This is a genomic window from Bacillus sp. NMTD17, from assembly GCF_002998735.1.
Taxonomy (GTDB): Bacteria; Bacillota; Bacilli; order Bacillales; family Bacillaceae; genus Bacillus.
This window is the reverse complement of sequence record NZ_PVRH01000002.1, coordinates 213,652-239,834: the sequence shown is the minus strand read 5'-3', so window position 1 is coordinate 239,834 and position 26,183 is coordinate 213,652. Positions and strand designations below refer to the sequence as shown.

The following is a 26,183-nucleotide window of genomic DNA, read 5'->3' as shown; positions in this document are numbered from 1 at the left end:
ATGACAGAACAAAAAGTAAGAAAAGAACTGAAAACAGATATGCCGTCGATTTATTCATTTGAGCTTCACGAAATGAAAGAATGGTTAAAAGAACAAGACGAAAAGCCTTTCCGCGCAGCTCAAATTTTTGAGTGGCTTTATGAGAAACGTGTGACATCCTTTGATGAAATGTCTAACCTCTCCAAAGATTTAAGAGAAAAATTAAAAGATCAATTTACAATCACAACTTTAAAAACCGTGATCAAACAAACGTCTCAGGACGGAACGATCAAGTTTTTATTTGAACTGCATGATGGCTATACAATTGAAACAGTGCTTATGCGTCACGAATATGGAAACTCTGTCTGTGTCACGACTCAGGTTGGCTGTAGAATTGGCTGTACATTCTGTGCATCTACACTTGGCGGTTTAAAACGAAACCTTGAAGCGGGAGAAATCGTTGCACAAGTATTAAAAGTGCAGCAGGCACTTGACGAAACAGATGAGAGAGTCAGCTCTGTTGTCATCATGGGAATTGGCGAACCGTTTGATAACTTTGAAGAAATGCTTGCCTTCCTTAAAATCATCAACCATGACAACGGCTTAAATATTGGTGCACGTCATATTACAGTTTCGACAAGCGGAATCATTCCAAAGATTTATCAATTCGCTGATGAGCAAATGCAAATCAACTTTGCTGTATCTCTGCACGCACCGAACACAGAGATCAGAAGCCGCCTGATGCCGATCAATAAGGCATATAAGCTGCCAAAATTAATGGAAGCCATTGAATACTACATTCAAAAGACGGGTAGACGTGTCAGCTTTGAATACGGCCTGTTTGGCGGAGTAAATGATCAAGTTCACCATGCGGAAGAACTTGCAGACCTTTTAAAAGGAATCAAGTGCCACGTAAACCTCATTCCGGTGAACTATGTACCAGAGAGAGATTATGTGAGAACACCTAGAGAACAAATCTTCCTATTTGAAAAAACGCTGAAAGAACGCGGCGTAAACGTAACGATTAGACGAGAGCAAGGCCATGACATTGATGCTGCTTGCGGTCAGCTAAGAGCGAAGGAGCGTCAGGAAGAGACGAGGTGACGAATGTTGATAAGGGCAGCCTTTCTAACCGATACAGGAAAAGTCCGTCAGCATAATGAAGATGATGCAGGTATTTTTGAAGCAAAAGAAGACTCACTTCTCGCTGTTGTAGCAGACGGCATGGGAGGTCATCTTGCTGGTGATGTCGCCAGCAAGATGGCAGTCTCTTCTTTGAAAGAATACTGGGAAAAAACATCTTCAATTCCAGAAAAGCCAGCCGATCAAGAAAGCTGGTTAATCTCAAAAATCAGTGACATTAATGACCAAGTATATGAACATGCGAAAAACAATGAGGAGTGCCAAGGAATGGGGACGACCATTGTGTGTGCGCTCGTTCATTTGCAAACGGTCACAATTGCGCATATTGGAGACAGCCGCTGCTACCTGCTAAGAGAAGGAGCGCTGACCCAATTAACGGATGATCATTCACTTGTGAATGAACTTGTGAAAACAGGTGAAATTTCAAAAGCGGATGCAGAATATCATCCAAGAAAAAATGTGCTCACGAAAGCATTAGGAACAGATAAACGTGTTCAAATTGATGCACGCACCTTTGAAGTGGACCCAGGAGATCAAATCCTGCTTTGCTCAGATGGTCTATCGAATAAAGTAGAAGAAGAGAATTTGATTCATATTTTAACGCAAACGAACGCACCAGAGGAAAAAGTAACAGAGTTAATTCAAACAGCGAATGACAACGGCGGTGAAGATAACATTACAGCAGTACTGTTAGAAATCTCCTCCCAGCCAGAGGAGGGTGACAGCAAGTGTTGATCGGAAAAAGGATCAGCGGCCGTTATCAGATTCTTCGCGTCATAGGCGGAGGCGGAATGGCAAACGTCTATTTGGCGGAGGATATGATTTTAGATCGCGAAGTAGCGATTAAAATTTTGCGGTTTGACTTTGCGAGCGATGATGATTTTATTAGACGATTCCGACGGGAAGCGCAATCAGCTGCAAGCTTAGATCATTCGAATATTGTCAGCATCTACGATGTAGGGGAAGAAGATGATATTTATTATATTGTGATGGAATATGTCGAGGGGATGACGCTGAAAGAATACATACACGCCAATGGCCCGCTTCATCCGAAAGAAGCCGTTCGCATCATGGAGCAAGTCGTTGCGGCGATGGAAGAAGCCCATGCGAAACAGCTCGTCCACCGTGACATTAAGCCTCACAATATATTAATAGACAATATGGGGAATATCAAAGTCACTGATTTTGGGATTGCCATGGCACTCAGCTCAGCGACCATTACCCATACAAATTCTGTCCTAGGCTCCGTGCACTATTTGTCTCCAGAACAAGCACGCGGAGGTCTTGCAACGAAAAAGTCAGACATCTATTCGCTTGGGATTGTGCTTTATGAACTCATCTCAGGACGCATGCCATTTGAAGGGGAATCGGCTGTCAGTGTCGCACTGAAGCATTTGCAATCAGAGCCTCCATCTGTGAGGAGATGGAATCCTTCTGTTCCACAAAGCGTGGAAAACATCATTTTAAAGGCGATGGCCAAAGATCCATTTTATCGATATGAAGATGCATCTGAAATGCAAAAAGACTTAAAAACCGCTTTCGATCCAGCCAGATTAAAAGAAAAACGCTTTGTCATTGAAGAAGACCATGAAGCAACGAAAGCGATCCCAATCATTCAAGATCATCTAATCGATCAAGACAATGAAAAAACAGCTGTCCACCCGGCTCAAAAACCGAAGAAAAAAGAGAAACAAAAGCCGAAAAAGAAACGAAAAAAATGGCCATGGATTGTGGCATCCATCTTATTTATTTTGACCGCTGCGACGATTTTAGCCATCACTGTGTTTCCAGGGCTGCTTTTTCCAAAAGATGTTGAGGTCACGGATGTATCTGGCATGACGGTTGAAAAAGCAGAAGATACCTTGAAGAAAGCTGGGTTCACCGTCGCTTCGGAACCAATTGAGATCGCTGATGAGAAAATTGAAAAAGGGCTTGTCGTCAAAACAGATCCGAAAATCGGCACAAAGGTAAAAGAAGGGACAGAAATTCAGCTTTACGAAAGTACTGGCAAGGAAAAGACCGAATTACCTGATGTTACAGGCGAAAAGGTCGATAAAGCAAAAGAATTATTAGAGAAAAAAGGGTTTAAACAGGTCGTTGTGGAGGAAGTGAATGATAATGACACCGAATCTGGGATTGTCATGGAACAGAATCCTTCAGCGAATACAGAGCTTGTAGCAGCAGATGAAGAAGTCACGTTGACTGTCAGCATAGGTCCTGCCGATATTACATTACGTGATTTAACGACGTATAGTAAGCAGGCGGCATCGAATTATTTAGAGGATAACGGATTAAAGCTTGATGAAAAAGAAGCGCATTCTGACGATGTGCCAAAAGGCGAGGTCATGAAGCAGGAACCAGGAGCAGGAACTGCTGTTAAACCAGGTGATACGGTTAAGATTACATTCTCTCTTGGACCGAAGGAAAAACCAGCCAAAACGGTGACTGAAAAGATTGCGATCCCTTATGAACCAGAAACGGAAGGGCAGGAGATGAATGTCCAAATTTCCATTGATGATGCGGAGCATAGCATCTCTGATTCATATGAAAGCTTTAAAATCACTGCGCCGACTGAGCGGACCATTAAGTTTAAGATTGAACCAGGTCAAAAAGGATATTATCAAGTGACGGTTGATGATAAAGTCGTAAGCTCTAAAACGATCGAATACCCTGATGATGAATAAAGGAGGGACTTTATGCCTGAGGGCAAAATTATTAAAGCATTAAGTGGATTCTACTATGTGCTGGATGAGTCACAAGAAAGTGGAAAAGTGGTTCAGTGCAGAGCAAGAGGCATTTTTCGAAAAAACAAAATCACACCTCTTGTTGGAGATTATGTCGTGTATCAAGCAGACAACGATAAAGAAGGCTACTTATTAGAAGTAAAAGAACGGACAAACGAACTTGTTCGTCCGCCTATTAGTAACGTCGATCAAGCGGTACTTGTTTTCTCAGCAGCAGAACCAACCTTTAGCACATCACTTTTAGACAGATTTTTAGTGCTTGTTGAAGCCAATCATATTGAGCCGATTATCTGCATCACTAAAATGGACTTATTGAAAACAGACGAAGAGCGTGAAACGATCATGGCATATGCAGACGACTATCGGCAAATGGGCTATGAGGTTCATTTAACCTCTACGATTGAAGGAGATGGCATTGAGAAGCTGACCCCGCATTTTCACAATAAGATCACTGTATTTGCCGGTCAGTCTGGTGTAGGCAAGTCCTCCCTTTTAAATGCGATGAGTCCTGAATTGGCGCTGAAAACAAATGATATCTCATCCCATCTCGGACGAGGAAAGCATACGACAAGGCATGTTGAACTTATTCGAACAGCAGACGGGCTCATTGCAGATACTCCTGGCTTTAGCTCGCTCGAATTTACTGGGATCGAAGCAGAAGATCTAGGTCTATACTTTTTAGACATCAGAGAGCGGAGTGCAGATTGTAAATTTAGAGGCTGCCTGCACGTGAAAGAGCCTGGGTGTGCGATAAAAGATGCGGTCGAGCATGATCAAATCAAAGAGTATCGTTATCAGCATTATTTAGAGTTTTTAACTGAAATCAAAGACAGAAAGCCGAGGTACTAAATCATGGTTTATATTGCCCCTTCCATTTTATCAGCAGATTTTGCCAATTTGGAGAAAGATATCCGTGATGTGGAACAAGGCGGTGCGGATTACATTCATATCGATGTCATGGACGGTCATTTTGTACCGAATATGACATTTGGGCCGAATGTTGTCGAAGCGATTAGACCGCATACGCGTCTTCCGCTTGATGTTCACTTAATGATTGAGCAGCCAGACCGGTATATTCCTGCATTCGCAAAAGCAGGCGCTGATATTATTTCTGTTCATGTGGAAGCTTGTCCGCACTTACACCGAACAATACAGCACATTAAAGAACAAGGTGTAAAAGCAGGGGTCGTCTTGAATCCTCACACACCTGTTTCTCACATTGAGCATGTATTAGAGGATGTGGACCTTGTGTTATTCATGACGGTAAATCCTGGTTTTGGGGGACAAGCATTTATTCCATCTGTTCTCACGAAGGTAAAAGAAGTAAAAGCACTGAGTGAACAAAAGGGCTTAACCGATTTACTGATAGAAATAGACGGTGGTGTCAATGTAGAAACTGCAAAGGATTGCAAAGAAGCAGGCGCTAATTTACTTGTAGCGGGCTCAGCGGTATACGGTAAAGACAACCGCGCAGCAGCGATCCAGGCAATTCGAGAAGCGTAAAGAAAGGAACCAAAGTCATTGTGATCTTTGGTTCTTTTTATATAGAGAGGAGCGTATATCATGCACATACATATCGTAGCCGGCGGTCCTTTTGAATACATTCCGCCACTTGAACATGAAGCATCACAGAAGGATATTCTCTGGATTGGTGTAGACCGTGGAACCCTCTTCTTACTAGAGCAAGGCATCATCCCTGCCAAAGCCTTTGGTGATTTTGACAGTGTGACAGAAGAAGAGCTTCGGGAGCTGAAAGAAAAATTGCCTGCCCTGAATGTATTTCAAGCTGAAAAGGATGAAACCGATTTAGAGCTTGCACTGAACTGGGCATTGAGTCAGCATCCAGCACATATTTACATCTACGGTATTACGGGAGGAAGGGCTGATCATTTTCTAGGAAATATCCATCTTCTTTACAAAGGGATTCAGCACAAGCAGAATATCACCCTTGTAGATAAACAAAATATCATTCAAATGTTTGAACCTGGTACATACGAAATAAAAGAAGATCAGGATAAAAAATATGTGTCGTTTCTACCCTTTGGAACACCGGTTGAAAAGCTGACATTAAAAGGTTTCAAATATCCTCTGAAAAATTGTCATATTGAGCCTGGTTCCACACTATGTATTAGTAACGAACTCATCCACTCAAATGGTACTTTTTCTTTTCATGAAGGCATATTAATAATGGTAAGAAGCAAAGATTGACCAACCTATCAATGTGGATGGCTGATTAAGCTCAATTGTGCTGCAAGCGGTACTTTTAGGAGGGGGACAAAATGAAATTTTATACAATCAAACTGCCTAGATTTCTTGGCGGCATTGTCCGTGCGATGCTTGGTTCATTTAAGAAAGATTAATGAGTAATCTCCTTTATTTCCACATAAAAACGCCTGCTACAATGAATTGTAGCAGGCGTTTACTCTTGCTTATACACGCTCAACTTTACCAGATTTCAAAGCTCGAGCTGATACATATACTCTTTTAGGCTTACCGTCCACTAGAATACGAACTTTTTGAAGGTTCGCACCCCATGTACGTTTTGTAGAGTTCATTGCGTGAGAACGGTTGTTCCCAGCTTTTGTTTTTCTGCCTGTAATAACGCATTTACGTGCCATTTGTTTCCCTCCTAACTGCGAAAACATCATCATATTCTTCATATACGTACTTAGAGATGCCTCAAGATACTTTAATAATTTACCACAGCTTCAAGGGGTTTGCAAGGATTGTTTACTCCTCTTTCAAGAAAAATACCTTGACATCTTGATAAAAAATCAAGGCTATAGTATAAGTAGGATTGGGTCGGATTGAATGATTTCTTTTAAAAAGAAGGGTCTTATAGTAAAATAGTGATAACTCAGGGCAATTTCTCAAAAAGGGGGAACCAATGTGTCCATTGAACTTAGAACGAAATACGGACAAATTGATATATCAAATGAAGTCATTGCAATGGTGGCAGGAGGCGCTGCGATCGATTGCTATGGTATTGTTGGGATGGCGTCCAAAAATCAAATCAAGGACGGCTTGACGGATATTCTCCGCAAAGAGAACTTCAGCCGGGGTGTTCTTGTGCGTCAAAAAGAAGACCGCATTCATATTGATATGTACATCATCGTCAGCTACGGTACAAAAATATCAGAAGTCGCACATAATGTTCAAACGAAAGTCAAATATACGATTTCTCACACAGTTGGACTTTCTGTTGATTCGGTCAACATTTATGTACAAGGAGTAAGAGTTACGAACCCGTAGTAAGGAGGAAATATATTGTCTATTAGAAATCTTGATGGCCGCTCATTTGCAAAAATGATTCTTGCAGGTGCTCACCATCTTTCTCAAAACGCACAAATTGTTGATGCGTTAAATGTTTTTCCAGTGCCAGACGGAGACACGGGGACAAATATGAATTTGTCGATGACTTCAGGGGCAAAAGCAGTTGAAGAAACAAATACCGATCATATTGGGAAGGTCGGCGTGGCCCTGTCAAAAGGGCTGTTGATGGGCGCAAGAGGAAACTCAGGCGTGATCCTTTCACAGCTCTTTAGAGGTTTCAGTAAACATATTGAACAAAAAGAAACGATTGATGCAAAAGAATTTGCCCTTGCCTTACAGGCAGGTGTTGATACAGCATATAAAGCCGTGATGAAACCGATTGAAGGGACCATCTTAACGGTTGCAAAGGATGCAGCAAAGAAAGCGGTTGCTGTTTCAGCAGCAGAAAATGACATTGACCGCGTTCTTGAGTTAACGATTGAGGAAGCGAGAGCATCACTTGATCGAACGCCAGATCTGCTTCCTGTTTTAAAAGAAGTGGGCGTTGTCGATAGTGGGGGTAAAGGACTTCTGTGCGTATATGAAGGTTTCCTTGCTTCATTAAGAGGAGAGGACCTCCATCTGAAAGCGGCCTCTTTGCCAACGTTAAAAGAACTTGTCAGTGCAGAGCATCATAAAAGTGCACAAAGCCATATGAACACTGAAGATATCGAATTTGGTTATTGTACTGAATTTATGGTGAAATTTGAAGAAGACAAACAGTCCTTTGATGAGAATGCCTTCAGAGAAGACTTAAGCGAATTCGGAGATTCACTTCTTGTGGTGTCTGATGAAACGCTGGCGAAAGTTCATATTCATGCAGAGCAGCCTGGAGATGTCTTATCCTATGCACAGCGCTACGGCAGCCTGATCAATATGAAAATTGAAAATATGAGAGAGCAGCATAGCTCGATTGTGAACGAAGAAAGAGAACACGCGCCCGCTGCACCAAAGGCACCTGCTGCTGAAAAACAGCGCTTTGGAGTCGTCAGTGTCGCAATGGGAGAAGGAATTGCTGACTTGTTTAAAAGTATCGGAGCTTCCGTCGTCATTGAAGGCGGACAGACGATGAACCCGAGCACAGAAGACATTGTCACAGCAATTGAAAGCGTACATGCCGAAACCGTCTTTATCTTACCTAATAATTCTAATATTGTCATGGCAGCGAAACAGGCGGCAACTGTCTCAAGTCGTGAGGTCGTTGTCATTCCGACGAAGACCGTTCCCCAAGGAATGTCGGCACTTCTTTCTCTAAATGAAGCAGCTTCAAATGAAGACAACGAAGCAGCGATGCTAGAAGCGATTGACCACGTGAAAAGCGGCCAAATTACCTTTGCAGTAAGAGATACCCAAATTGATGGTATTGATATTGCCAAAGGCGATTATATGGGTCTCTTTAACGGGAAAATTACCTTAACCGCGAAAAATCAATTAGATGCAGCAAAAGAGCTTTTGACCAAAATGGTGACAGAAGATGATGAGATTGTCACGATCATTAAAGGGGAAGATGCATCATCTGAAGAGATGGATGCGTTAGAAGCCTTTATTGAAGAAACATTTGAAGAGGTAGAAGTTGAAGTCCACGATGGAAAACAGCCGCTTTATTCATATATTTTGGCTGTTGAATAACGAAAGAAGGGCAAATAAAGCCCTTCTTCTTCTTTTGCAATTTTTTACTAGTGATTCAACGGTGAAATGAGTTGCGGGAAACGAATGAATCCATTAGTCTAAAGAAAGAACCAAACCAATATGTGAGTGGTTATGAGAGGGGAAGACCTATGAAATTTAGAAGTGTGTTTGATATTATTGGACCCGTCATGATTGGTCCATCAAGTTCGCACACAGCGGGTGCGGCTCGTATAGGAAGAGTGGCTCGCAGCTTATTTGGAAGAGAACCGAAACAAATTGTCGTTTCATTTTATGGCTCTTTTAAAGATACGTATAAAGGACACGGTACAGATGTCGCCATTATCGGCGGTGTTCTTGACTTTGATACATTTGATGAACGCATCAAAACAGCGATTGATATTGCAAAAAGCAAAGAGATCGACATTGAATTTAAAGAAGAAGATGCGGTGCCAGCGCATCCGAATACAGCAAAAGTAGAGATATCAGATGCAAATGGAAAGCTTGAATTAATCGGGATTTCCATCGGCGGTGGTAAAATTGAAATCACTGAACTGAATGGCTTTGAGCTCAGGCTTTCAGGAAATCATCCTGCCATTCTTGTGGTTCATAACGATCGCTACGGCACGATTGCAGCAGTGGCCAATGTGTTAGCGAAATTCGCCATCAACATCGGTCATATGGAAGTGGCACGTAAAGATGTCGGGCAAGAGGCTCTGATGACCATCGAAGTGGATCAAAATATTGACCCAGCTGTCCTATCAGAGCTTGAAACGCTGCCAAACATTATTCAAGTCACACAAATTGCAGAGTAACAACAAGGAGGTTATGAATGATGTTTAAAAACGTCAAAGAACTCGTGCAGCTAACAGAAGAACGGAATACCTCCATTTCAGAAATAATGATCGCGCAAGAAATGGAAGTGACAGGGAAGTCACGTGAAGATATTTTCTCCCAGATGTACCGCAACCTAGAAGTGATGGAACAGGCCGTAGAAAACGGGCTGAAAGGTGTGAAATCATTATCAGGTTTAACAGGCGGAGATGCGGTCAAGCTTCAAGCATATATCGCATCAGGCAAAACGCTGTCTGGACATACAATATTAGATGCTGTCAGTAAGGCAGTGGCAACGAATGAAGTCAATGCCGCAATGGGGACGATTTGTGCAACGCCTACAGCAGGCTCAGCAGGTGTTGTGCCGGGTACGTTATTTGCAGTAAAAGAAACATTAAAGCCAACTAAGGAACAAATGGTCAGATTCCTATTCACCTCTGGCGCATTTGGCTTTGTTGTGGCCAATAATGCGAGCATCTCTGGTGCAGCAGGCGGCTGTCAGGCAGAGGTAGGTTCAGCATCAGGTATGGCGGCAGCAGCCATTGTCGAAATGGCAGGCGGTACACCTCAGCAATCTGCTGAAGCGATGGCGATTACACTGAAAAATATGCTTGGACTTGTTTGTGACCCAGTAGCTGGACTTGTCGAGGTACCGTGCGTAAAACGAAACGCAATGGGTGCATCAAATGCGATGATCGCAGCAGATATGGCACTTGCCGGCATCACAAGCCGTATTCCATGTGATGAAGTCATTGATGCGATGTATAAAATCGGTCAAACCATGCCAACGGCACTTCGTGAAACAGCACAAGGCGGACTTGCTGCAACACCGACAGCAAGAGAGCTTGAAAAGAAGATTTTCGGAGGTGTGACCTCATCTCGTGATACAGAAACTGCAAGATAATGTCTCTGTCCTCAAAGGGATTGGAGAAGAAACCGAAAAAACACTCAATGAACTTGGAATCTATACAGTAGCCGATTTGCTTGGCTACTTTCCTTATCGATATGACGACTATGAGCTTCGTAATTTAGAAGAAGTTAAGCATGATGAACGTGTCACAGTTGAAGGGAAAGTGCACAGTGAGCCCGTCCTCACCTATTATGGAAAAAAACGAAGCAGGCTGACATTCAGGCTGCTTGTCGGGCGTTTTCTCATCACAGCGATTTGCTTCAATCGCCCTTATTTAAAACGAAGCCTTGTTTTAGGTGATACAGTATCCGTCACTGGGAAATGGGATAAAAACCGTCAATCCATCATGGTGCAGGAATTTAAAAAAGGGACGCACGAGCAAGATGGCAGTATAGAGCCTGTTTATTCAGTAAAAGAAAATGTAACCGTGAAGATGATGAGACGCTTTGTGAAACAGGCCCTGTCACTTTATGTAGACAAAGCTGAAGATCCACTGCCAAAGCAACTTGTCTCTACCTATAAACTCATGTCCTATCAGGAAGCATTAAAAACCATTCACCTGCCAGAAACAAGAGACTCGCTCAAGCAAGCAAGACGCCGCTTTGTGTACGAGGAATTTCTCATCTTTCAGTTGAAGATGCAGGCAATCAGAAAGAAAGAGCGAGAAAAAACATCAGGCATCCAGCATCCGTTTTCCAAAGAGGCTGTTTTTGAGTTTGTTCACAGCCTGCCATTTCCGCTGACGAAGGCACAATCAAGAGTGCTTGATGAAATTATGTCTGATATGGCATCCCCGTACCGGATGAACCGTCTGCTTCAAGGGGATGTAGGCTCAGGGAAAACAGCTGTTGCAGCCATTGCACTTTATGCCGCTCATTTATCCGGCTATCAAGGTGCATTAATGGTCCCAACAGAGATTTTGGCAGAACAGCATGCAGATTCACTTTACCAGCTGTTTGAAAAATGGGGACTGAATATCGCCCTTCTGACAAGCTCTGTGAAAGGAAAGCGCCGCAGAGAATTGCTGGAACGTCTAAAAGAGGGCGAGATTGATATATTAGTCGGTACGCATGCGCTCATTCAAGACGAAGTCGAATTTCAGCAGCTCGGTCTTGTTATCACAGATGAGCAGCACCGGTTTGGCGTAGAACAGCGAAAAAAACTAAGAAGTAAAGGGCAGGACCCAGATGTCTTGTTTATGACTGCCACACCTATTCCGCGAACACTTGCAATCACTGTTTTTGGAGAAATGGACGTATCCGTCATTGATGAATTACCAGCCGGCAGAAAACAGATCGAAACGTATTGGGTCAAGCATGACATGCTTGAGAGGATTCTTGCATTTGTGGATAAAGAGCTGAGAAAAGGAAGACAGGCGTATATTATTTGTCCGCTCATAGAAGAATCAGACAAGCTGGATGTGCAAAATGCGATCGATGTCCACAGTATGCTGACAGAGGCATACCGCGGTAAGTGGTCGATCGGCTTAATGCACGGGAAACTAGCAAGCGATGAAAAAGATCAGGTGATGAGAGACTTTACAGCAAATGAAGTACAAATTCTCGTTTCAACCACAGTCGTTGAAGTCGGGGTCAACGTACCGAATGCGACTATCATGGTCATTTATGATGCAGACCGCTTCGGACTGTCTCAGCTTCATCAGCTCAGAGGCCGGGTTGGACGCGGAGAGCATCAATCATTTTGTGTTTTAATGGCGGATCCAAAATCAGAAACGGGGAAAGAGCGGATGCGGATCATGTCCGAAACAACCGACGGTTTTGAGCTGTCTGAAAAGGACTTAGAACTAAGAGGACCCGGCGATTTCTTCGGTAAAAAACAAAGCGGAATGCCTGAATTTAAAGTAGCAGATATGGTTCATGACTACAGAGCGCTGGAAACCGCTAGAAAAGATGCGGCAGAACTTGTGCAATCAGACGCATTTTGGACAGACCCCGAATACAAAGAACTTCGGCAAACACTTGTAGACAGCGGGGTGCTGGGCGGAGATAAATTAAGCTGATCAAGCGCTGGAGGAATTTTCTTGTCTTTTTGAAACAAGGATTGATTTATCATCTATGAGATTATATACTACTATTAGTACCTAGTCATAAATGTACGGATGGTGTCTGCATATGAAACTAAATAAAAAAGAACGTCAAAAGCTTCTCCAGCAAACGATCAGCTCGACTCCGTTCATTACTGATGAAGAATTGGCAAGTAAATTCGGTGTAAGCATTCAAACGGTTCGTCTTGATCGTTTGGAACTGTCGATTCCTGAATTACGCGAAAGAATTAAGCATGTGGCCGAAAAGACATTAGAGGATGAAGTGAAGTCACTTCCGCTGGATGAAGTGATTGGAGAAATGATTGATGTAGAGCTTGATGACCAAGCCATTTCCATTTTAGAAGTGAGAAAAGAGCATGTATTTAGCCGAAATCAAATTGCCAGGGGACATCATCTCTTCGCCCAGGCTAATTCGCTCGCAGTAGCCGTCATCGACGATGAACTGGCGCTGACAGCAAAAGCGAATATCAGATTTACAAGGCAGGTTAAACAAGGCGAACGAGTCGTCTCAAAAGCTAAAGTAGCCTCACATGATAAAGAAAAAGGCAGAACTGTAGTTGAAGTAAACAGCTATGTCGGTGAGGAAGTTGTCTTCTCAGGTGACTTCGTCATGTATCGCTCAAAACAAAAGTAAAAGGTGGCACGTAATATGAGAATTGCAGTCGATGCAATGGGGGGAGACCATGCCCCTAAAGCCATTATTGACGGTGTGCAAAAAAGCTTAACGGCATTTTCAGATATCGAGATTACACTTGTCGGCGATGAAAACAAAATCAAACCATACATAACAAATAACGAGCGCATCACGATTTTAGATGCAAAAGAAGTCATTGAACCGACAGATGAACCAGTGCGTGCAGTTAGACGTAAAAAGGATTCATCTATGGTGAAAATGGCGCAGGAAGTATCCGAGGGACGTGCAGATGCCTGCATCTCAGCAGGAAATACTGGAGCTCTCATGACAGCAGGATTGTTTATCGTAGGCAGAATCGACGGCATAGACAGACCGGCACTTGCTCCAACACTGCCAACACTTGATGGCAGCGGGTTTTTATTACTGGATGTCGGCGCAAACGTTGATGCCAAACCAGAACACCTAATGCAATATGCCATGATGGGATCAATCTACGCAGAGCGTGTCTTTCCAAAGAGCAATCCGCGCGTTGGATTGTTAAATGTAGGAACAGAAGATAAAAAAGGTAACGATCTCACGAAAAAAACCTTTGAATTATTAAAAGCATCAGACTTGAATTTCGTAGGAAATGTGGAGTCTCGTGATTTACTAGAAGGTGTTGCTGATGTTGTTGTCACAGATGGTTTCACAGGAAATATCGCCTTGAAAACGATTGAAGGCACAGCCCTTTCTGTATTTAAAATGCTGAAAGAAACATTAACATCCAGCTTCACAGCAAAAATAGCAGCTGGCATGATGAAGCCGAAATTGATGCAGATGAAGTCTAAAATGGATTACTCCGAATATGGCGGTGCCGCTTTATTTGGTTTAAAAGCACCTGTCATTAAAGCACACGGCTCCTCTGATGAAAACGCCATTTTTCATGCAATTCGTCAGGCACGTGATATCGTAGAAAAAGACGTTTCAGCCATCATTCATCAAGAAGTCCAAAAAGAAACCACGAACGAGTCTTAATGGAGGTAAAGCAGCATGACTAAAATTGCATTTTTATTCCCTGGCCAAGGCTCTCAAAAAATTGGCATGGGAAAAGATTTATTTGACCAAGAAGCAGTATCTAAAGCTGTATTTGAAGAAGCAGACAAGACCCTCGGTTTTGACTTATCTTCGATGATTTTTGAAGGAGATGCAGAAGAACTGACGCTCACTTATAATGCGCAGCCAGCTCTTTTAACGACAAGTATCGCCATCTTAAAGAAATTTGAAGAGAGCGGAATCAAAGCAGATTACGCAGCAGGACATAGCCTTGGTGAATATACGGCCCTCGTTGCAGCAGGCGCACTTTCGTTTCAAGATGCTGTCTATGCAGTAAGAAAGCGCGGCGAATTAATGAACGAAGCTGTTCCAGCAGGAGAAGGCGCCATGGCAGCGATTCTTGGCTTAGATCAAGCGGCGCTTCTAGAAGTGACAAAAGAAGTGACAGAGAGCGGTCACCTTGTAGAACTCGCTAACCTAAACTGTCCTGGTCAAATCGTCATCTCTGGTACAGCAAAAGGTGTAGAACTAGCTTCAGAGAAAGCGAAAGAAAAAGGCGCAAAACGTGCGATTGCCCTTGAAGTGAGCGGACCTTTCCATTCTGCCTTAATGAAACCAGCCGCTGAAAAATTCACAGATGTTCTGTCAAAGCTAGACATTTCGGATGCCAAAACACCAGTGATCTCAAATGTAACAGCAGACATCGTCACATCTCGTGATGCTATTGAGACAAAGCTCATTGAACAATTGTATTCTCCTGTTCGATTTGAAGAAAGTGTGGAACGCCTCATTGATTTAGGCGTGACAACGTTTATTGAAATTGGTCCGGGCAAAGTACTTTCAGGCCTTGTGAAAAAGGTCAATCGCCGCCTGACAACCATTTCTGTTTCAGATCAGGAAACAATTGAAGCAGCTATTCAAACATTGAAGGAGGATTCTTGATGCTGACAAATAAAACAGCCGTTGTAACAGGTGCATCACGCGGGATTGGCCGTTCCATCGCGATCGATTTAGCGAAGAATGGTGCAAATGTTGTCGTCAACTATTCTGGAAACGAAGCAAAAGCAAATGAAGTCGTAGACGAAATCAAAGCACTTGGCCAGCAGGCATTTGCCGTTAAAGCTGATGTTTCAAATGCTGAAGAAGTACAAGCGCTCATGAAACAAGCAATTGACACATTTGGTTCAATTGACATCCTTGTCAATAATGCAGGGATCACAAAGGACAACCTGCTCATGAGAATGAAAGAAAATGAATGGGATGACGTCATTAACATAAACTTAAAAGGGGTCTTTAACTGTACAAAAGCCGTGACACGTCAAATGATGAAACAGCGCAGCGGAAGAATCATCAACTTGGCTTCAGTGGTTGGCGTATGTGGAAACCCTGGACAAGCAAACTATGTTGCAGCAAAAGCTGGCGTCATCGGGTTAACGAAAACAACAGCAAAAGAGCTGGCAACCCGTCATATTACAGTCAATGCAGTAGCACCAGGCTTTATTTCGACAGATATGACAGACAAGCTTGATGAGAATGTGCAGTCTGAAATGCTCAAACAAATCCCGCTTGCACGCTTTGGTGCACCTGAAGATATTAGCAACGTCGTTGTCTTTTTAGCTTCAGAAGGAGCAGGTTATATTACAGGCCAAACCATCCAAGTAGATGGCGGAATGGTTATGTCCTAAGAAATATCAAAATTTCATTAGGTTTTCTCTAGTTTTTTAAAAACGAATCAACTATAATACTTTGAGGGGAGGTGAAAGGCAATGGCAGACGTATTAGAGCGTGTATCAAAAATTATTGTAGACCGCCTTGGCGTTGATGAGGCTGACGTGAAAATGGAAGCTTCATTTAAAGAAGATTTAGGCGCTGATTCCCTTGATGTAGTTGAGCTAGTTATGGAACTTGAAGATGAGTTCGATATGGAAATTTCTGACGAAGATGCTGAAAAAATTGCAACAGTCGGTGACGCTGTGAACTACATAAATAGCCAGCAATAAGCGTAACAAAGTCCCGTCTATTTTCATGACGGGACTTTGAAAATTTATGTTAGTTTCAACACATTCAGCTGATCAATTGTCAGCCTTTTTCAGATGCTAAGGAGCAATGTTTCCTTGCATGTAGAAAGAGAGACTCCATATAATCAGTATCCTTAAAGGCGATTAAGCCTACCTGGAGGTTGCTATGCCAAAACACTATAAAGACAAACAGAAACAGAGCAAAAAACTAGAGCAATTTAGAGAGTTCCAGCAGCGCATTTCTGTACACTTTCAAAATGAAAAACTTCTATATCAAGCCTTTACGCATTCCTCTTATGTGAATGAACACCGGAAAAAGCCATACGAGGATAATGAAAGACTTGAATTTCTAGGAGATGCTGTTTTAGAATTGACGATCTCTCAATTCTTATTTGCGAAATATCCAGCGATGAGCGAGGGAGATTTAACGAAACTGAGAGCGGCAATCGTATGTGAACCGTCACTTGTGTCACTGGCACATGAGCTGTCCTTCGGAGACCTTGTTCTTTTAGGAAAAGGCGAAGAAATGACAGGCGGGAGAAAACGCCCAGCACTCTTAGCGGACGTATTCGAGGCGTTTATCGGAGCACTTTATTTAGATCAGGGGCTGGAGCCAGTGGAACGATTCCTAGTTGCCTATGTCTATCCGAAAATTAACGATGGAGCGTTCTCGCACGTCATGGACTTTAAAAGCCAGCTGCAAGAATTCGTTCAGCGCGATGGAAAAGGTGTACTGGAATACCACATCCTGCATGAAAAAGGACCAGCACATAACCGGGAATTTGAAGCAAATGTATCCCTTCGCGGAGAAGTGCTCGGAATTGGAAATGGCCGCTCTAAAAAAGAAGCAGAACAGCATGCTGCACAGGAAGCACTTGCTAAATTGCAGAAACATCATATGAACCAATAAAATCCCCCTCGTCATTCAGGGGGATTTCACTCTGTTTTCCATCATCTTTTTTCACTTCATATGGTAAGATGATAGTACTTTAAATACATAAGGAGGATCACTCTCATGTTCCTCAAACGTTTAGACGTGATAGGATTCAAATCTTTTGCACAGCGAGTGACCGTGGACTTTGTCAAAGGGGTCACAGCTGTTGTTGGACCAAACGGAAGCGGCAAAAGTAATATTACCGATGCCATCCGCTGGGTACTTGGAGAACAATCAGCGAAAAGCCTCCGCGGAGGAAAAATGGAAGACATCATTTTTGCAGGAAGCGACTCAAGAAAAAGAGTCAATCTAGCAGAGGTGACTTTAACATTAGATAACGAAGATCACTTTTTACCGATCGATTTTCACGAAGTCAGTGTGACAAGAAGAGTCTATCGTTCAGGAGAAAGTGAATTTCTCATAAACAATCAATCTGTCCGCTTGAAGGATATTATTGATCTTTTCATGGATTCAGGTCTTGGAAAAGAAGCTTTTTCGATCATCAGCCAAGGAAAGGTAGAGGAAATTCTATCAAGCAAGGCAGAAGAGAGAAGAAGCATCTTTGAAGAAGCGGCTGGTGTTTTGAAATATAAAACAAGAAAGAAAAAAGCCGAGAATAAACTGTTTGAAACGCAGGACAACTTAAACCGAGTAGAAGATATTCTGCATGAACTAGAAGATCAAGTAGAACCATTAAGAATGCAGGCATCTATTGCAAAGGACTATTTGCAAAAAAAAGAAGAGCTTGAAAATGTCGAAATTGCCTTAACTGTCCATGACATCGAAGCACTTCATGAAAAATGGACAACACTTGGTGAAGCTGTCGAGCGCTTCAAACAAGATGAAATGAAGCAGTCCACAGATATTCAAGCAAAAGAAGCCAAAATTGAAGAGTCAAGAGACCGCATTCAAGCGCTTGACGAATCAATTAATGACCTGCAAGAAGTTCTTCTTTTCACAAGTGAGGAATTAGAAAAGCTTGAAGGAAAAAAAGAAGTATTAAAAGAACGGAAAAAAAATGCAGCTGCAAACCAAGGACAGCTAGAAGAAACGCTCATTCGCTTAACTGAAAAGCAGACGCAGTTAACCGAAAAGATTCAGCAGCAGAAAATCACGCGGGACAGCCTTCAAAAAGAAGTGCAGCAGCTAAAAGATGAAGTGAAAACAAAGCAGCATCAACTGTCGCTCCATAGTGAAGATGTGGAAGGTCAAATTGAACAGCTGAAAAGCGATTATTTTGATCTGCTTAATGAACAGGCTACCATCCGCAATGAACGTAAATTACTAGAAGAACAGCAGCGCCAAGCGGCCATGCAGCTGGAGCGGCTCACGCAAAACAACCAAAAACACATCGAAGAACGTGTGTCTGTCAAAGAAAAGAAAATAGAAGCTGAGCAGCAGCTTTCCGCACTAGAAGAAGACATACTGGGTCAGGTCAAGCGCTTTAGGGAAGCGGAACAAAAGCTTGAGCAAATGAAACGTCAATACGAGAAAAAAGAAACGGCTCTTTACCAAGCCTATCAATATGTGCAGCAGGCAAGATCAAAAAAAGAGATGCTAGAATCCATGCAGGAAGACTTTTCAGGCTTTTTCCAAGGAGTGAAAGAGGTCTTAAAGGCAAAAGAGCGTTTAGGCGGTATTCACGGTGCCATTGCAGAGCTGATTCAAACAGATCAGCAGCATGAGACAGCGATTGAAATCGCGCTAGGCGCAGCAACGCAGCACGTAGTCACAGAAAATGAAGCAGCTGCGAGACAAGCAATTGCATACTTAAAGCAGCACTCCTTTGGACGTGCGACCTTCCTGCCAATGAATGTGATCAAAGAACGAACCATTCAGCATAGGGACGTCCAAACAGCTGAGCAGCATGCTGCATTTATCGGTGTAGCAAGTCACCTTGTTTCCTTTGATGAAAAGTATCAAAAAGTCATACAGAACTTGCTTGGAACGGTACTTATCGTTAGAGACTTAAAAGGCGCCAATGAACTGGCAAAAATGCTTGGTCATCGTTATCGCATCGTGACCCTTGATGGAGATGTCGTGAACCCCGGCGGTTCAATGACCGGTGGCGGTGTAAAGAAAAAGAACAACTCCCTTCTTTCAAGAAACCGGGAGATCGAAACATTAACAAAGCAGCTCGTTGAAATGGAAGAAAAAACAACGATCCTTGAAAAAGAAACAAAAGAAACGAAGCAATTGATTGCAGCAAACGAAAGCCAATTAAACGAACTGCGTCAACGCGGAGAAACCCTTCGAGAAAAGCAGCAAGAGCTCAAAGGGAAGCTATACGAACTGCAAGTAGCCGAAAAAAATATTAATGCTCACCTTGAACTCTATGATCAAGAAAAAGAAGAATTGCAGCAGCGTTCTACTGAACTTACAGATAAGGACAAAACGCAGGCAGCCCTTGAAGTTTCAATAGGGGAGAAACTGACCACGCTTGATCAAGAGATCAATACATTAACAAAGCGTAAGCAGACTCAAAGCTCAACGAAAGAAACCATTTCTGCCGAATTAACAGAGCTGAAAATCTCGCTGGCCAAAAAAGAGCAGTCCTTAGCGAATGAACAAGAAAAGCTTTCGAGCTTAATGGCCGAATTAGAAGAGGCTGAACAAACGCTGATGGAAACAAAAGAAGACCTGTCACTCTTAACAAGTGAAATGACGTCTAGCTCAAGCGGAGCAGAACAGCTGGAAGAAGCGGCGAAAGAGAAACTGGAAAATAAAAACAAAACAACCGCACTTATTTCAGAGCGTCGTAAACAGCGCCTGGCTCTTTCTGAAACGTTAGAATTTGCTGAACGTGAACTGAAAGAGCAAAAGCGCCTTTACAAGCAGCTCACCACAAGCTTAAAAGATGAAGAGATTAAGCTTGGCCGTATGGAAGTTGAGCTCGACAACCTCATCGCTTATTTGAACGAAGAGTATGCCCTTTCGTTTGAAGGGGCAAAAGAGATGTATCATCTGACGTTATCACCAGATGAAGCAAGAAAACGAGTGAAGCTGATCAAATTAGCCATTGAAGAGCTAGGAACAGTGAACTTAGGCAGCATTGATGAGTATGAACGAGTAAATGAACGCTATCTCTTCTTAACAGAACAGCGAAACGATCTGACAGAAGCGAAAAATACATTATTCCAAGTGATCGAAGAAATGGATCAAGAGATGACAAAGCGCTTCTCTGAAACATTCTCGCAAATTCGCGGGCATTTTGAATCAGTTTTCCAAGCGTTATTTGGCGGCGGAAGAGCAGATCTTAAGCTGACAGATCCAAACGATTTACTAAACTCTGGCGTTGATATTGTCGCGCAGCCGCCAGGGAAAAAACTGCAAAACTTAAGCCTGCTTTCAGGCGGAGAGAGAGCATTAACAGCGATTGCTTTACTATTCTCTATTTTAAAAGTCAGACCTGTTCCATTCTGCGTGTTAGATGAGGTCGAAGCGGCGCTTGATGAAGCAAATGTTTTCCGCTTTGCGCAATATTTAAAGAAATACAGCCAGGAAACACAGTTCATTGTCATTACGCACCGTAAAGGAACAATGGAAGAAGCAGATGTGCTCTACGGCGTTACTATGCAGGAGTCAGGTGTTTCTAAGCTTGTATCCGTCAAACTAGAAGAAACGAAAGAGCTTGTCCAGTAATTAAAGGAGGTTTTTGAACCAAATGAGCTTTTTTAAGAAATTAAAAGAAAAATTTACGCAGCAAACCGATTCAGTATCAGAAAAGTTTAAAGATGGACTTGAAAAAACGAGAAACTCCTTTCAAGGAAGAGTAAACGAACTAATTTCACGCTACCGTAAAGTCGATGAAGACTTTTTTGAAGAATTAGAAGAAGTTCTGATCGGAGCAGATGTCGGTTTCACAACGGTGATGGAACTGATTGATGAGCTGAAAAAAGAAGTGAAATTAAGAAACATTCAAGACCCAAGTGAAGTACAATCGGTCATCTCTGAAAAACTGGTTGAAATCTACAATAGCGGAGAGGAACAAATCTCTGCGCTGAACATCGAAGACGGCCGATTAAATATCATTTTATTTGTAGGTGTCAATGGCGTTGGGAAAACAACGACTATCGGCAAACTTGCGAATAAGCTGAAAAATGAAGGGAAATCCGTCATTTTAGCAGCAGGTGATACGTTCCGTGCCGGTGCGATTGAGCAGCTTGAAGTATGGGGAGAGCGTTCAGGTGTCCCTGTTGTCAAACAGACGGCTGGCTCTGACCCTGCAGCGGTGATCTATGATGCCGTTCAATCAGCAAAAGCGAAAAATGCGGATGTCCTTATCTGTGATACAGCAGGAAGACTGCAAAACAAAGTGAACTTGATGAAAGAGCTAGAGAAGGTCAAGAGAGTCATTGAACGCGAGGTTCCAGATGCACCGCATGAAGTACTGCTCGCTCTTGATGCAACAACCGGTCAAAATGCGATGGCACAAGCGAAGGAATTTTCTAAAGCGACGAATGTGACAGGAATTGCTTTAACAAAGCTTGACGGGACTGCAAAAGGCGGGATTGTCCTTGCAATTCGAAATGAGCTGAACATCCCCGTGAAGCTTGTCGGTTTAGGTGAAAAGGTAGACGATCTGCAAGAATTCGATGCAGAATCGTATGTGTATGGATTATTCTCAGACGTGATTGATCAAGAGGACTAACAAAAATGCCGGCAAAACTGCTGGCATTTTTATTTATACGCCGCTTTATGGAGTGACAAGATAAAAACTTGACACACAGTAGAGAACCGTGTAAACTTAGTTGATGTAAAGGGAATGAACTTAACAAAGGGGAGAGAGCCCATGACGCTTGAAAAAACAACGAGAATGAACTACTTGTTTGACTTCTATCAATCGTTGTTAACCGCAAAGCAAAAGAGCTACATGTCGCTTTACTACCTAGACGATTTTTCCCTCGGTGAAATTGCGGATGAATATGAAGTATCAAGACAGGCTGTTTATGATAATATTAAACGGACTGAAGCGATGCTTGAACAATATGAAGAAAAGCTGCTCTTGTTTAAGAAATTTAAAGAGCGTAAAGAACTTCTCAAAAAAATGAGAGAGCTCGTAGCAGATTCCGCTCAGACGGAAGAAGCAGAAGCTTTAATTGAATCGCTTGAGAAATTAGATTAGGAGGCGGCACAGTATGGCATTTGAAGGATTAGCCGACCGACTGCAGCAGACGATTTCAAAAATCCGCGGCAAAGGAAAAGTGTCAGAGCAAGATGTAAAAGAAATGATGCGCGAGGTACGCCTTGCCCTTCTTGAAGCTGACGTCAATTTTAAAGTAGTCAAAGACTTTGTGAAAAAAGTAAGCGAGCGGGCAGTTGGACAAGAGGTGATGAAAAGCCTTACCCCTGGACAACAGGTCATTAAAGTTGTAAAAGAAGAACTCACTGAATTAATGGGTGGGGAAGAGAGTAAAATCGCTGTAGCGAAAAAATCTCCGACAGTCATTATGATGGTTGGTCTTCAAGGGGCAGGTAAAACAACCACAACTGGGAAGCTTGCCAATTTACTTCGCAAAAAACATAATCGCAAGCCGATGATGGTGGCTGCAGATATTTACAGACCAGCAGCGATCCAGCAGCTTCAAACGCTGGGGAAACAGCTTGATATGCCTGTGTTTTCATTAGGTGATCAAGTCAGCCCTGTCGACATTGCCAAACAGGCAATCGAAAAAGCGAAAGAAGAACACCACGATTATGTCATTTTAGATACAGCAGGACGCCTTCATATCGATGAAGAATTGATGGATGAACTTCAGAAAGTAAAAGAAGTAGCGAGTCCAGAAGAAATTTTCCTTGTTGTTGACTCTATGACAGGTCAAGATGCTGTCAATGTAGCAAAAAGCTTTAATGAACAGCTTGGTTTAACAGGTGTCGTTCTAACGAAACTAGACGGGGATACACGAGGCGGGGCAGCACTTTCCATTCGAGCTGTCACCAATACGCCGATTAAATTCGCCGCACTAGGAGAAAAGCTGGATGCGATTGAACCATTCCACCCGGAGCGGATGGCATCAAGAATTCTTGGCATGGGAGATGTGCTTACACTTATTGAAAAAGCACAGGCAAACGTTGACCAAGATAAAGCGAAAGAGCTTGAACAAAAAATGCGGACCATGAGCTTTACGCTCGATGATTTCCTCGAGCAGCTTGGGCAAGTTCGTAATATGGGTCCACTTGATGATTTGATCCAAATGATGCCGGGAGCCGGTAAAATGAAAGGGCTCAAAAACGTCCAAGTAGACGAAAAGCAGCTCAATCACATCGAAGCGATCATTAAATCAATGACGACCGAGGAAAAAGAACAGCCAGAGGTCATCAATGCAAGCCGAAGAAAACGGATTGCAAAAGGAAGCGGAACATCTGTACAGGAAGTCAATCGCCTTTTAAAGCAATTTGACGAAATGAAAAAGATGATGAAGCAAATGACCAACATGTCCAAAGGGAAGAAAAAAGGCTTTAAATTACCATTTATGTAATTGGTTATACATGATAAAACCGTTGTTAAGAAAAAACACTTTACAAACCCTTTTATCATTGTTAATATACTATCTTGTTGAAATATTTTCGGAGGTGCTAGTAAAATGGCAGTAAAAATTCGTTTAAAACGTATGGGATCAAAAAGATCTCCTTTCTATCGTATTGTAGTAGCAGATTCTCGTTCACCACGTGACGGTCGTTTCATCGAAACAGTTGGAACATACAATCCAGTGTTATCACCAGCTGAGGTGAAAATCAACGAAGAATTAGCTCTTAAATGGCTTCAAAATGGTGCGAAACCATCTGATACAGTTCGTAACCTTTTCTCAAGCCAAGGAATTCTTGAAAAATTTCATAATGCGAAAAACAGCAAATAATGAATGAGCTGTCCTTGGAAGAATTGATTGTGTCCATCGTCGAGCCACTTGTTGATTTCCCTGAAGATATTCATGTATCTTCATTAGAAAAAGATGAGCAAGTGATTTACACACTGTCTGTCAATGCTGAAGATACCGGAAAGGTCATCGGAAAGCAGGGGCGTACAGCAAAAGCGATACGAACAGTCATGTTTGCAGCAAGTGCAGAGTCTTCTAAGAAAGTTCAACTTGAGATTGCTGACTAAAAAGGGAGAGGGCTTAGGACCTCCCCTTTTTTTACACGTTTAAATCTATTTTTCGTTATACTGTAGAGGACAAATGCCTTCGGATAGGGGGACAAAAAGGAAGATGCAGATCATTCAACATGTCACCGTCATGCAAGTATTAACTGAAAGCAGTAAGGACAAACTGTTAACGACTTTTTTGGAGAAAAAAGAAAGACTAGAACGTGAGTGCAATCAACTATATTTTCAACTGAAAAAACATGAAAAAGAACCACATCAGCAAGAAGCCATCCCTCAATTTCAAAAAGCCATCGATAAACGGCAGGAGAAGATCCAGCAAATTGACTTTCAAGTAGAGCAGCTGCATATTTTGCCGCTTGGGAGTGAAATGAAAGAGACAGAAGTGGATGCGCTGGTTGAAGTGAAAATAGGTGATAAATGGGATGACAAGATGCAAGATAATGTCATCGTCGTGAAAGACGGCACCATTGTGGAAATACGTCAGGGGTGATTGAGAACATGGAACAAGAATGGTTAAATGTTGGAAAGATTGTTAATACACACGGAGTTCGCGGAGAAGTACGCGTCGTGTCAAAGACAGATTTCCCAGAAGAGCGTTACAAAAAAGGAAGCGTCCTCTATATTTTTAAGCAAGGTCAAGGGGAGCCGCTGAAAGTCACTGTCGCATCACATAGGCAGCACAAACAGTTTGATTTGCTCACATTTGAAGAAATTAGCTCATTAAATGAAGCAGAGCTATTGAAAGAATCAATCTTAAAAGTAGAAAAAGAACATCTCGGCTCTTTAGATGAAGGAGAGTTTTATTTCCACCAAATCATTGGCTGTGAAGTATACGATGAAGATGATCAGCTTGTCGGTCAAATCAAAGAGATTTTAACACCAGGGGCAAATGATGTCTGGGTTGTCGGAAGAAAAGGTAAAAAAGATGCCTTGATTCCTTATATCCCATCTGTCGTCAAAAAGATCGATATCTCATCCAAAACCATACACATTGAAGTGATGGAAGGACTCATTGACGAATGAAAATCGACTTCTTAACACTTTTTCCTGAAATGTTCGAAGGTGTGCTCCACTCATCGATCTTAAAAAAGGCACAGGAGAAAGAAGCTGTCTCATTCAATGTTGTCAATTTTAGAGAGTATTCGGATCATAAGCATAAAACAGTAGATGACTATCCGTATGGCGGCGGTGCTGGTATGGTACTGAAAGCACAGCCCGTATTCGATGCGGTAGAAGATTTGACGAACAAAGCAAGCAAGAAGCCCCGAATTATTCTTGTCTGTCCTCAAGGAGAAAGATATACGCAAAAGAAGGCAGAGGAACTTGCAAAAGAAGAACACCTTATGTTCATTTGCGGCCATTATGAAGGCTACGATGAGCGCATCAGGGAGCATCTTGTCACAGATGAAATCTCAATCGGAGATTTCGTTCTCACAGGCGGAGAGCTGCCAGCGATGATGATTGCAGACAGTGTGGTCAGGCTTTTGCCTCATGTGCTTGGAAAAGAAGCGTCTCACATTGAAGATTCATTTAGTACAGGTCTGCTAGAGCATCCTCACTATACAAGACCAGCCGATTATAAAGGACTAAAAGTGCCGGATGTGCTCCTTTCTGGAAATCATGCCAAAATAGAAGAGTGGCGGCGCAAAGAATCTTTGAAGCGAACTTATACAAGACGGCCAGATTTGATCGATTCTTGCAAAACGTTAACAGAAGAAGAAAAAAGATGGCTTTGGCAGCTTCATAATGACTAGATTGTATTGCACACTGCATATAGGTATGGTATGATACTACTTGTGACTTGGACGGCTTGCCGATTCAAGTTTGAAAACGATGTTCCGCTGCAATGA

General features: G+C 42.5%; 28 protein-coding genes. 27 read left to right on the top strand and 1 reads right to left on the bottom strand.

Translation table 11 applies throughout. The features are described from left to right. From rlmN to spoVM, 7 genes are all read left to right on the top strand, one after another. Positions 1-1,083, top strand: a complete 1,083-nt coding sequence (rlmN, locus tag C6347_RS06315) for a dual-specificity RNA methyltransferase RlmN (protein ID WP_034662441.1) — start codon at positions 1-3, stop codon at positions 1,081-1,083. A 3-nt stretch (positions 1,084-1,086) separates the two neighbouring features. Further along, positions 1,087-1,857 (top strand): Stp1/IreP family PP2C-type Ser/Thr phosphatase, encoded by a 771-nt coding sequence (locus C6347_RS06310; protein WP_034662439.1) that lies wholly within the window; start codon positions 1,087-1,089, stop codon positions 1,855-1,857. Continuing rightward, positions 1,851-3,806, top strand: coding sequence for a Stk1 family PASTA domain-containing Ser/Thr kinase (gene pknB, locus C6347_RS06305; RefSeq protein ID WP_060596223.1), 1,956 nt, complete (start codon positions 1,851-1,853; stop codon positions 3,804-3,806). The genes C6347_RS06310 and pknB overlap by 7 nt, the downstream gene beginning before the upstream one ends. Positions 3,807-3,818: 12 nt before the next feature. After that, entirely contained in the window at positions 3,819-4,715 is an 897-nt protein-coding gene (rsgA, locus tag C6347_RS06300) for a ribosome small subunit-dependent GTPase A (RefSeq protein ID WP_060596224.1), read from the top strand. Positions 4,716-4,718: 3 nt separating this feature from the next. After that, complete coding sequence (gene rpe, locus C6347_RS06295; protein ID WP_060596225.1) at positions 4,719-5,369, top strand: ribulose-phosphate 3-epimerase; 651 nt, start codon at positions 4,719-4,721, stop codon at positions 5,367-5,369. A gap of 60 nt (positions 5,370-5,429) precedes the next feature. Continuing rightward, on the top strand, positions 5,430-6,074 hold the full coding sequence (locus C6347_RS06290; protein ID WP_060596226.1) for a thiamine diphosphokinase: 645 nt from the start codon (positions 5,430-5,432) through the stop codon (positions 6,072-6,074). Positions 6,075-6,145: 71 nt separating this feature from the next. Next, entirely contained in the window at positions 6,146-6,226 is an 81-nt protein-coding gene (gene spoVM, locus C6347_RS06285) for a stage V sporulation protein SpoVM (RefSeq protein ID WP_008354550.1), read from the top strand. A 69-nt stretch (positions 6,227-6,295) separates the two neighbouring features. Here the strand turns inward: spoVM and rpmB are convergent, their stop codons facing one another. Further along, positions 6,296-6,484 (bottom strand): 50S ribosomal protein L28, encoded by a 189-nt coding sequence (gene rpmB, locus C6347_RS06280; protein WP_003212514.1) that lies wholly within the window; start codon positions 6,482-6,484, stop codon positions 6,296-6,298. Between the two features lie 271 nt (positions 6,485-6,755). Between rpmB and C6347_RS06275 the strand changes: the two genes are divergently transcribed. From C6347_RS06275 to trmD, 20 genes are all read left to right on the top strand, one after another. Beyond that, complete coding sequence (locus C6347_RS06275; RefSeq protein ID WP_003211680.1) at positions 6,756-7,118, top strand: Asp23/Gls24 family envelope stress response protein; 363 nt, start codon at positions 6,756-6,758, stop codon at positions 7,116-7,118. Between the two features lie 15 nt (positions 7,119-7,133). Then, the gene (locus C6347_RS06270; RefSeq protein WP_060596227.1) at positions 7,134-8,807 is read left to right on the top strand and encodes a DAK2 domain-containing protein; all 1,674 of its coding nucleotides are present in this window, start codon (positions 7,134-7,136) and stop codon (positions 8,805-8,807) included. 149 nt (positions 8,808-8,956) lie between these two features. Beyond that, the gene (gene sdaAB / locus C6347_RS06265; protein WP_034662425.1) at positions 8,957-9,619 is read left to right on the top strand and encodes an L-serine ammonia-lyase, iron-sulfur-dependent subunit beta; all 663 of its coding nucleotides are present in this window, start codon (positions 8,957-8,959) and stop codon (positions 9,617-9,619) included. A 20-nt stretch (positions 9,620-9,639) separates the two neighbouring features. Then, the gene (gene sdaAA / locus C6347_RS06260; RefSeq protein ID WP_034663849.1) at positions 9,640-10,542 is read left to right on the top strand and encodes an L-serine ammonia-lyase, iron-sulfur-dependent, subunit alpha; all 903 of its coding nucleotides are present in this window, start codon (positions 9,640-9,642) and stop codon (positions 10,540-10,542) included. Continuing rightward, positions 10,520-12,568, top strand: coding sequence for an ATP-dependent DNA helicase RecG (recG, locus tag C6347_RS06255; protein ID WP_060596232.1), 2,049 nt, complete (start codon positions 10,520-10,522; stop codon positions 12,566-12,568). The genes sdaAA and recG overlap by 23 nt, the downstream gene beginning before the upstream one ends. A gap of 112 nt (positions 12,569-12,680) precedes the next feature. Then, positions 12,681-13,247 (top strand): transcription factor FapR, encoded by a 567-nt coding sequence (fapR, locus tag C6347_RS06250; protein WP_024424199.1) that lies wholly within the window; start codon positions 12,681-12,683, stop codon positions 13,245-13,247. Between the two features lie 15 nt (positions 13,248-13,262). After that, on the top strand, positions 13,263-14,261 hold the full coding sequence (gene plsX / locus C6347_RS06245; protein ID WP_034662420.1) for a phosphate acyltransferase PlsX: 999 nt from the start codon (positions 13,263-13,265) through the stop codon (positions 14,259-14,261). 15 nt (positions 14,262-14,276) lie between these two features. Next, entirely contained in the window at positions 14,277-15,221 is a 945-nt protein-coding gene (fabD, locus tag C6347_RS06240; protein WP_066030920.1) for an ACP S-malonyltransferase, read from the top strand. Then, the gene (gene fabG / locus C6347_RS06235) at positions 15,221-15,964 is read left to right on the top strand and encodes a 3-oxoacyl-[acyl-carrier-protein] reductase (protein WP_060596235.1); all 744 of its coding nucleotides are present in this window, start codon (positions 15,221-15,223) and stop codon (positions 15,962-15,964) included. The genes fabD and fabG overlap by 1 nt, the downstream gene beginning before the upstream one ends. 81 nt (positions 15,965-16,045) lie before the next feature. Then, complete coding sequence (gene acpP / locus C6347_RS06230) at positions 16,046-16,279, top strand: acyl carrier protein (RefSeq protein ID WP_003212028.1); 234 nt, start codon at positions 16,046-16,048, stop codon at positions 16,277-16,279. 184 nt (positions 16,280-16,463) lie between these two features. Then, positions 16,464-17,207 (top strand): ribonuclease III, encoded by a 744-nt coding sequence (rnc, locus tag C6347_RS06225; RefSeq protein ID WP_060596236.1) that lies wholly within the window; start codon positions 16,464-16,466, stop codon positions 17,205-17,207. Positions 17,208-17,312: 105 nt separating this feature from the next. Further along, positions 17,313-20,873: a chromosome segregation protein SMC gene (gene smc / locus C6347_RS06220; protein ID WP_060596237.1), complete on the top strand. Its 3,561-nt coding sequence runs from the start codon at positions 17,313-17,315 to the stop codon at positions 20,871-20,873. Positions 20,874-20,895: 22 nt separating this feature from the next. After that, complete coding sequence (gene ftsY / locus C6347_RS06215) at positions 20,896-21,882, top strand: signal recognition particle-docking protein FtsY (protein WP_034662411.1); 987 nt, start codon at positions 20,896-20,898, stop codon at positions 21,880-21,882. A 141-nt stretch (positions 21,883-22,023) separates the two neighbouring features. Beyond that, complete coding sequence (locus C6347_RS06210; RefSeq protein ID WP_012009935.1) at positions 22,024-22,356, top strand: putative DNA-binding protein; 333 nt, start codon at positions 22,024-22,026, stop codon at positions 22,354-22,356. A 13-nt stretch (positions 22,357-22,369) separates the two neighbouring features. Next, on the top strand, positions 22,370-23,710 hold the full coding sequence (ffh, locus tag C6347_RS06205; protein WP_060596240.1) for a signal recognition particle protein: 1,341 nt from the start codon (positions 22,370-22,372) through the stop codon (positions 23,708-23,710). A 105-nt stretch (positions 23,711-23,815) separates the two neighbouring features. Beyond that, on the top strand, positions 23,816-24,088 hold the full coding sequence (rpsP, locus tag C6347_RS06200; protein WP_003212139.1) for a 30S ribosomal protein S16: 273 nt from the start codon (positions 23,816-23,818) through the stop codon (positions 24,086-24,088). Further along, entirely contained in the window at positions 24,088-24,333 is a 246-nt protein-coding gene (locus tag C6347_RS06195; protein ID WP_012009937.1) for a KH domain-containing protein, read from the top strand. The genes rpsP and C6347_RS06195 overlap by 1 nt, the downstream gene beginning before the upstream one ends. A 103-nt stretch (positions 24,334-24,436) precedes the next feature. Further along, on the top strand, positions 24,437-24,823 hold the full coding sequence (locus C6347_RS06190) for a YlqD family protein (RefSeq protein WP_050945054.1): 387 nt from the start codon (positions 24,437-24,439) through the stop codon (positions 24,821-24,823). 8 nt (positions 24,824-24,831) lie between these two features. Next, positions 24,832-25,356, top strand: a complete 525-nt coding sequence (gene rimM / locus C6347_RS06185; RefSeq protein ID WP_060596242.1) for a ribosome maturation factor RimM — start codon at positions 24,832-24,834, stop codon at positions 25,354-25,356. Further along, complete coding sequence (gene trmD, locus C6347_RS06180; RefSeq protein WP_012009939.1) at positions 25,353-26,087, top strand: tRNA (guanosine(37)-N1)-methyltransferase TrmD; 735 nt, start codon at positions 25,353-25,355, stop codon at positions 26,085-26,087. The genes rimM and trmD overlap by 4 nt, the downstream gene beginning before the upstream one ends. Positions 26,088-26,183: the final 96 nt, after the last annotated feature.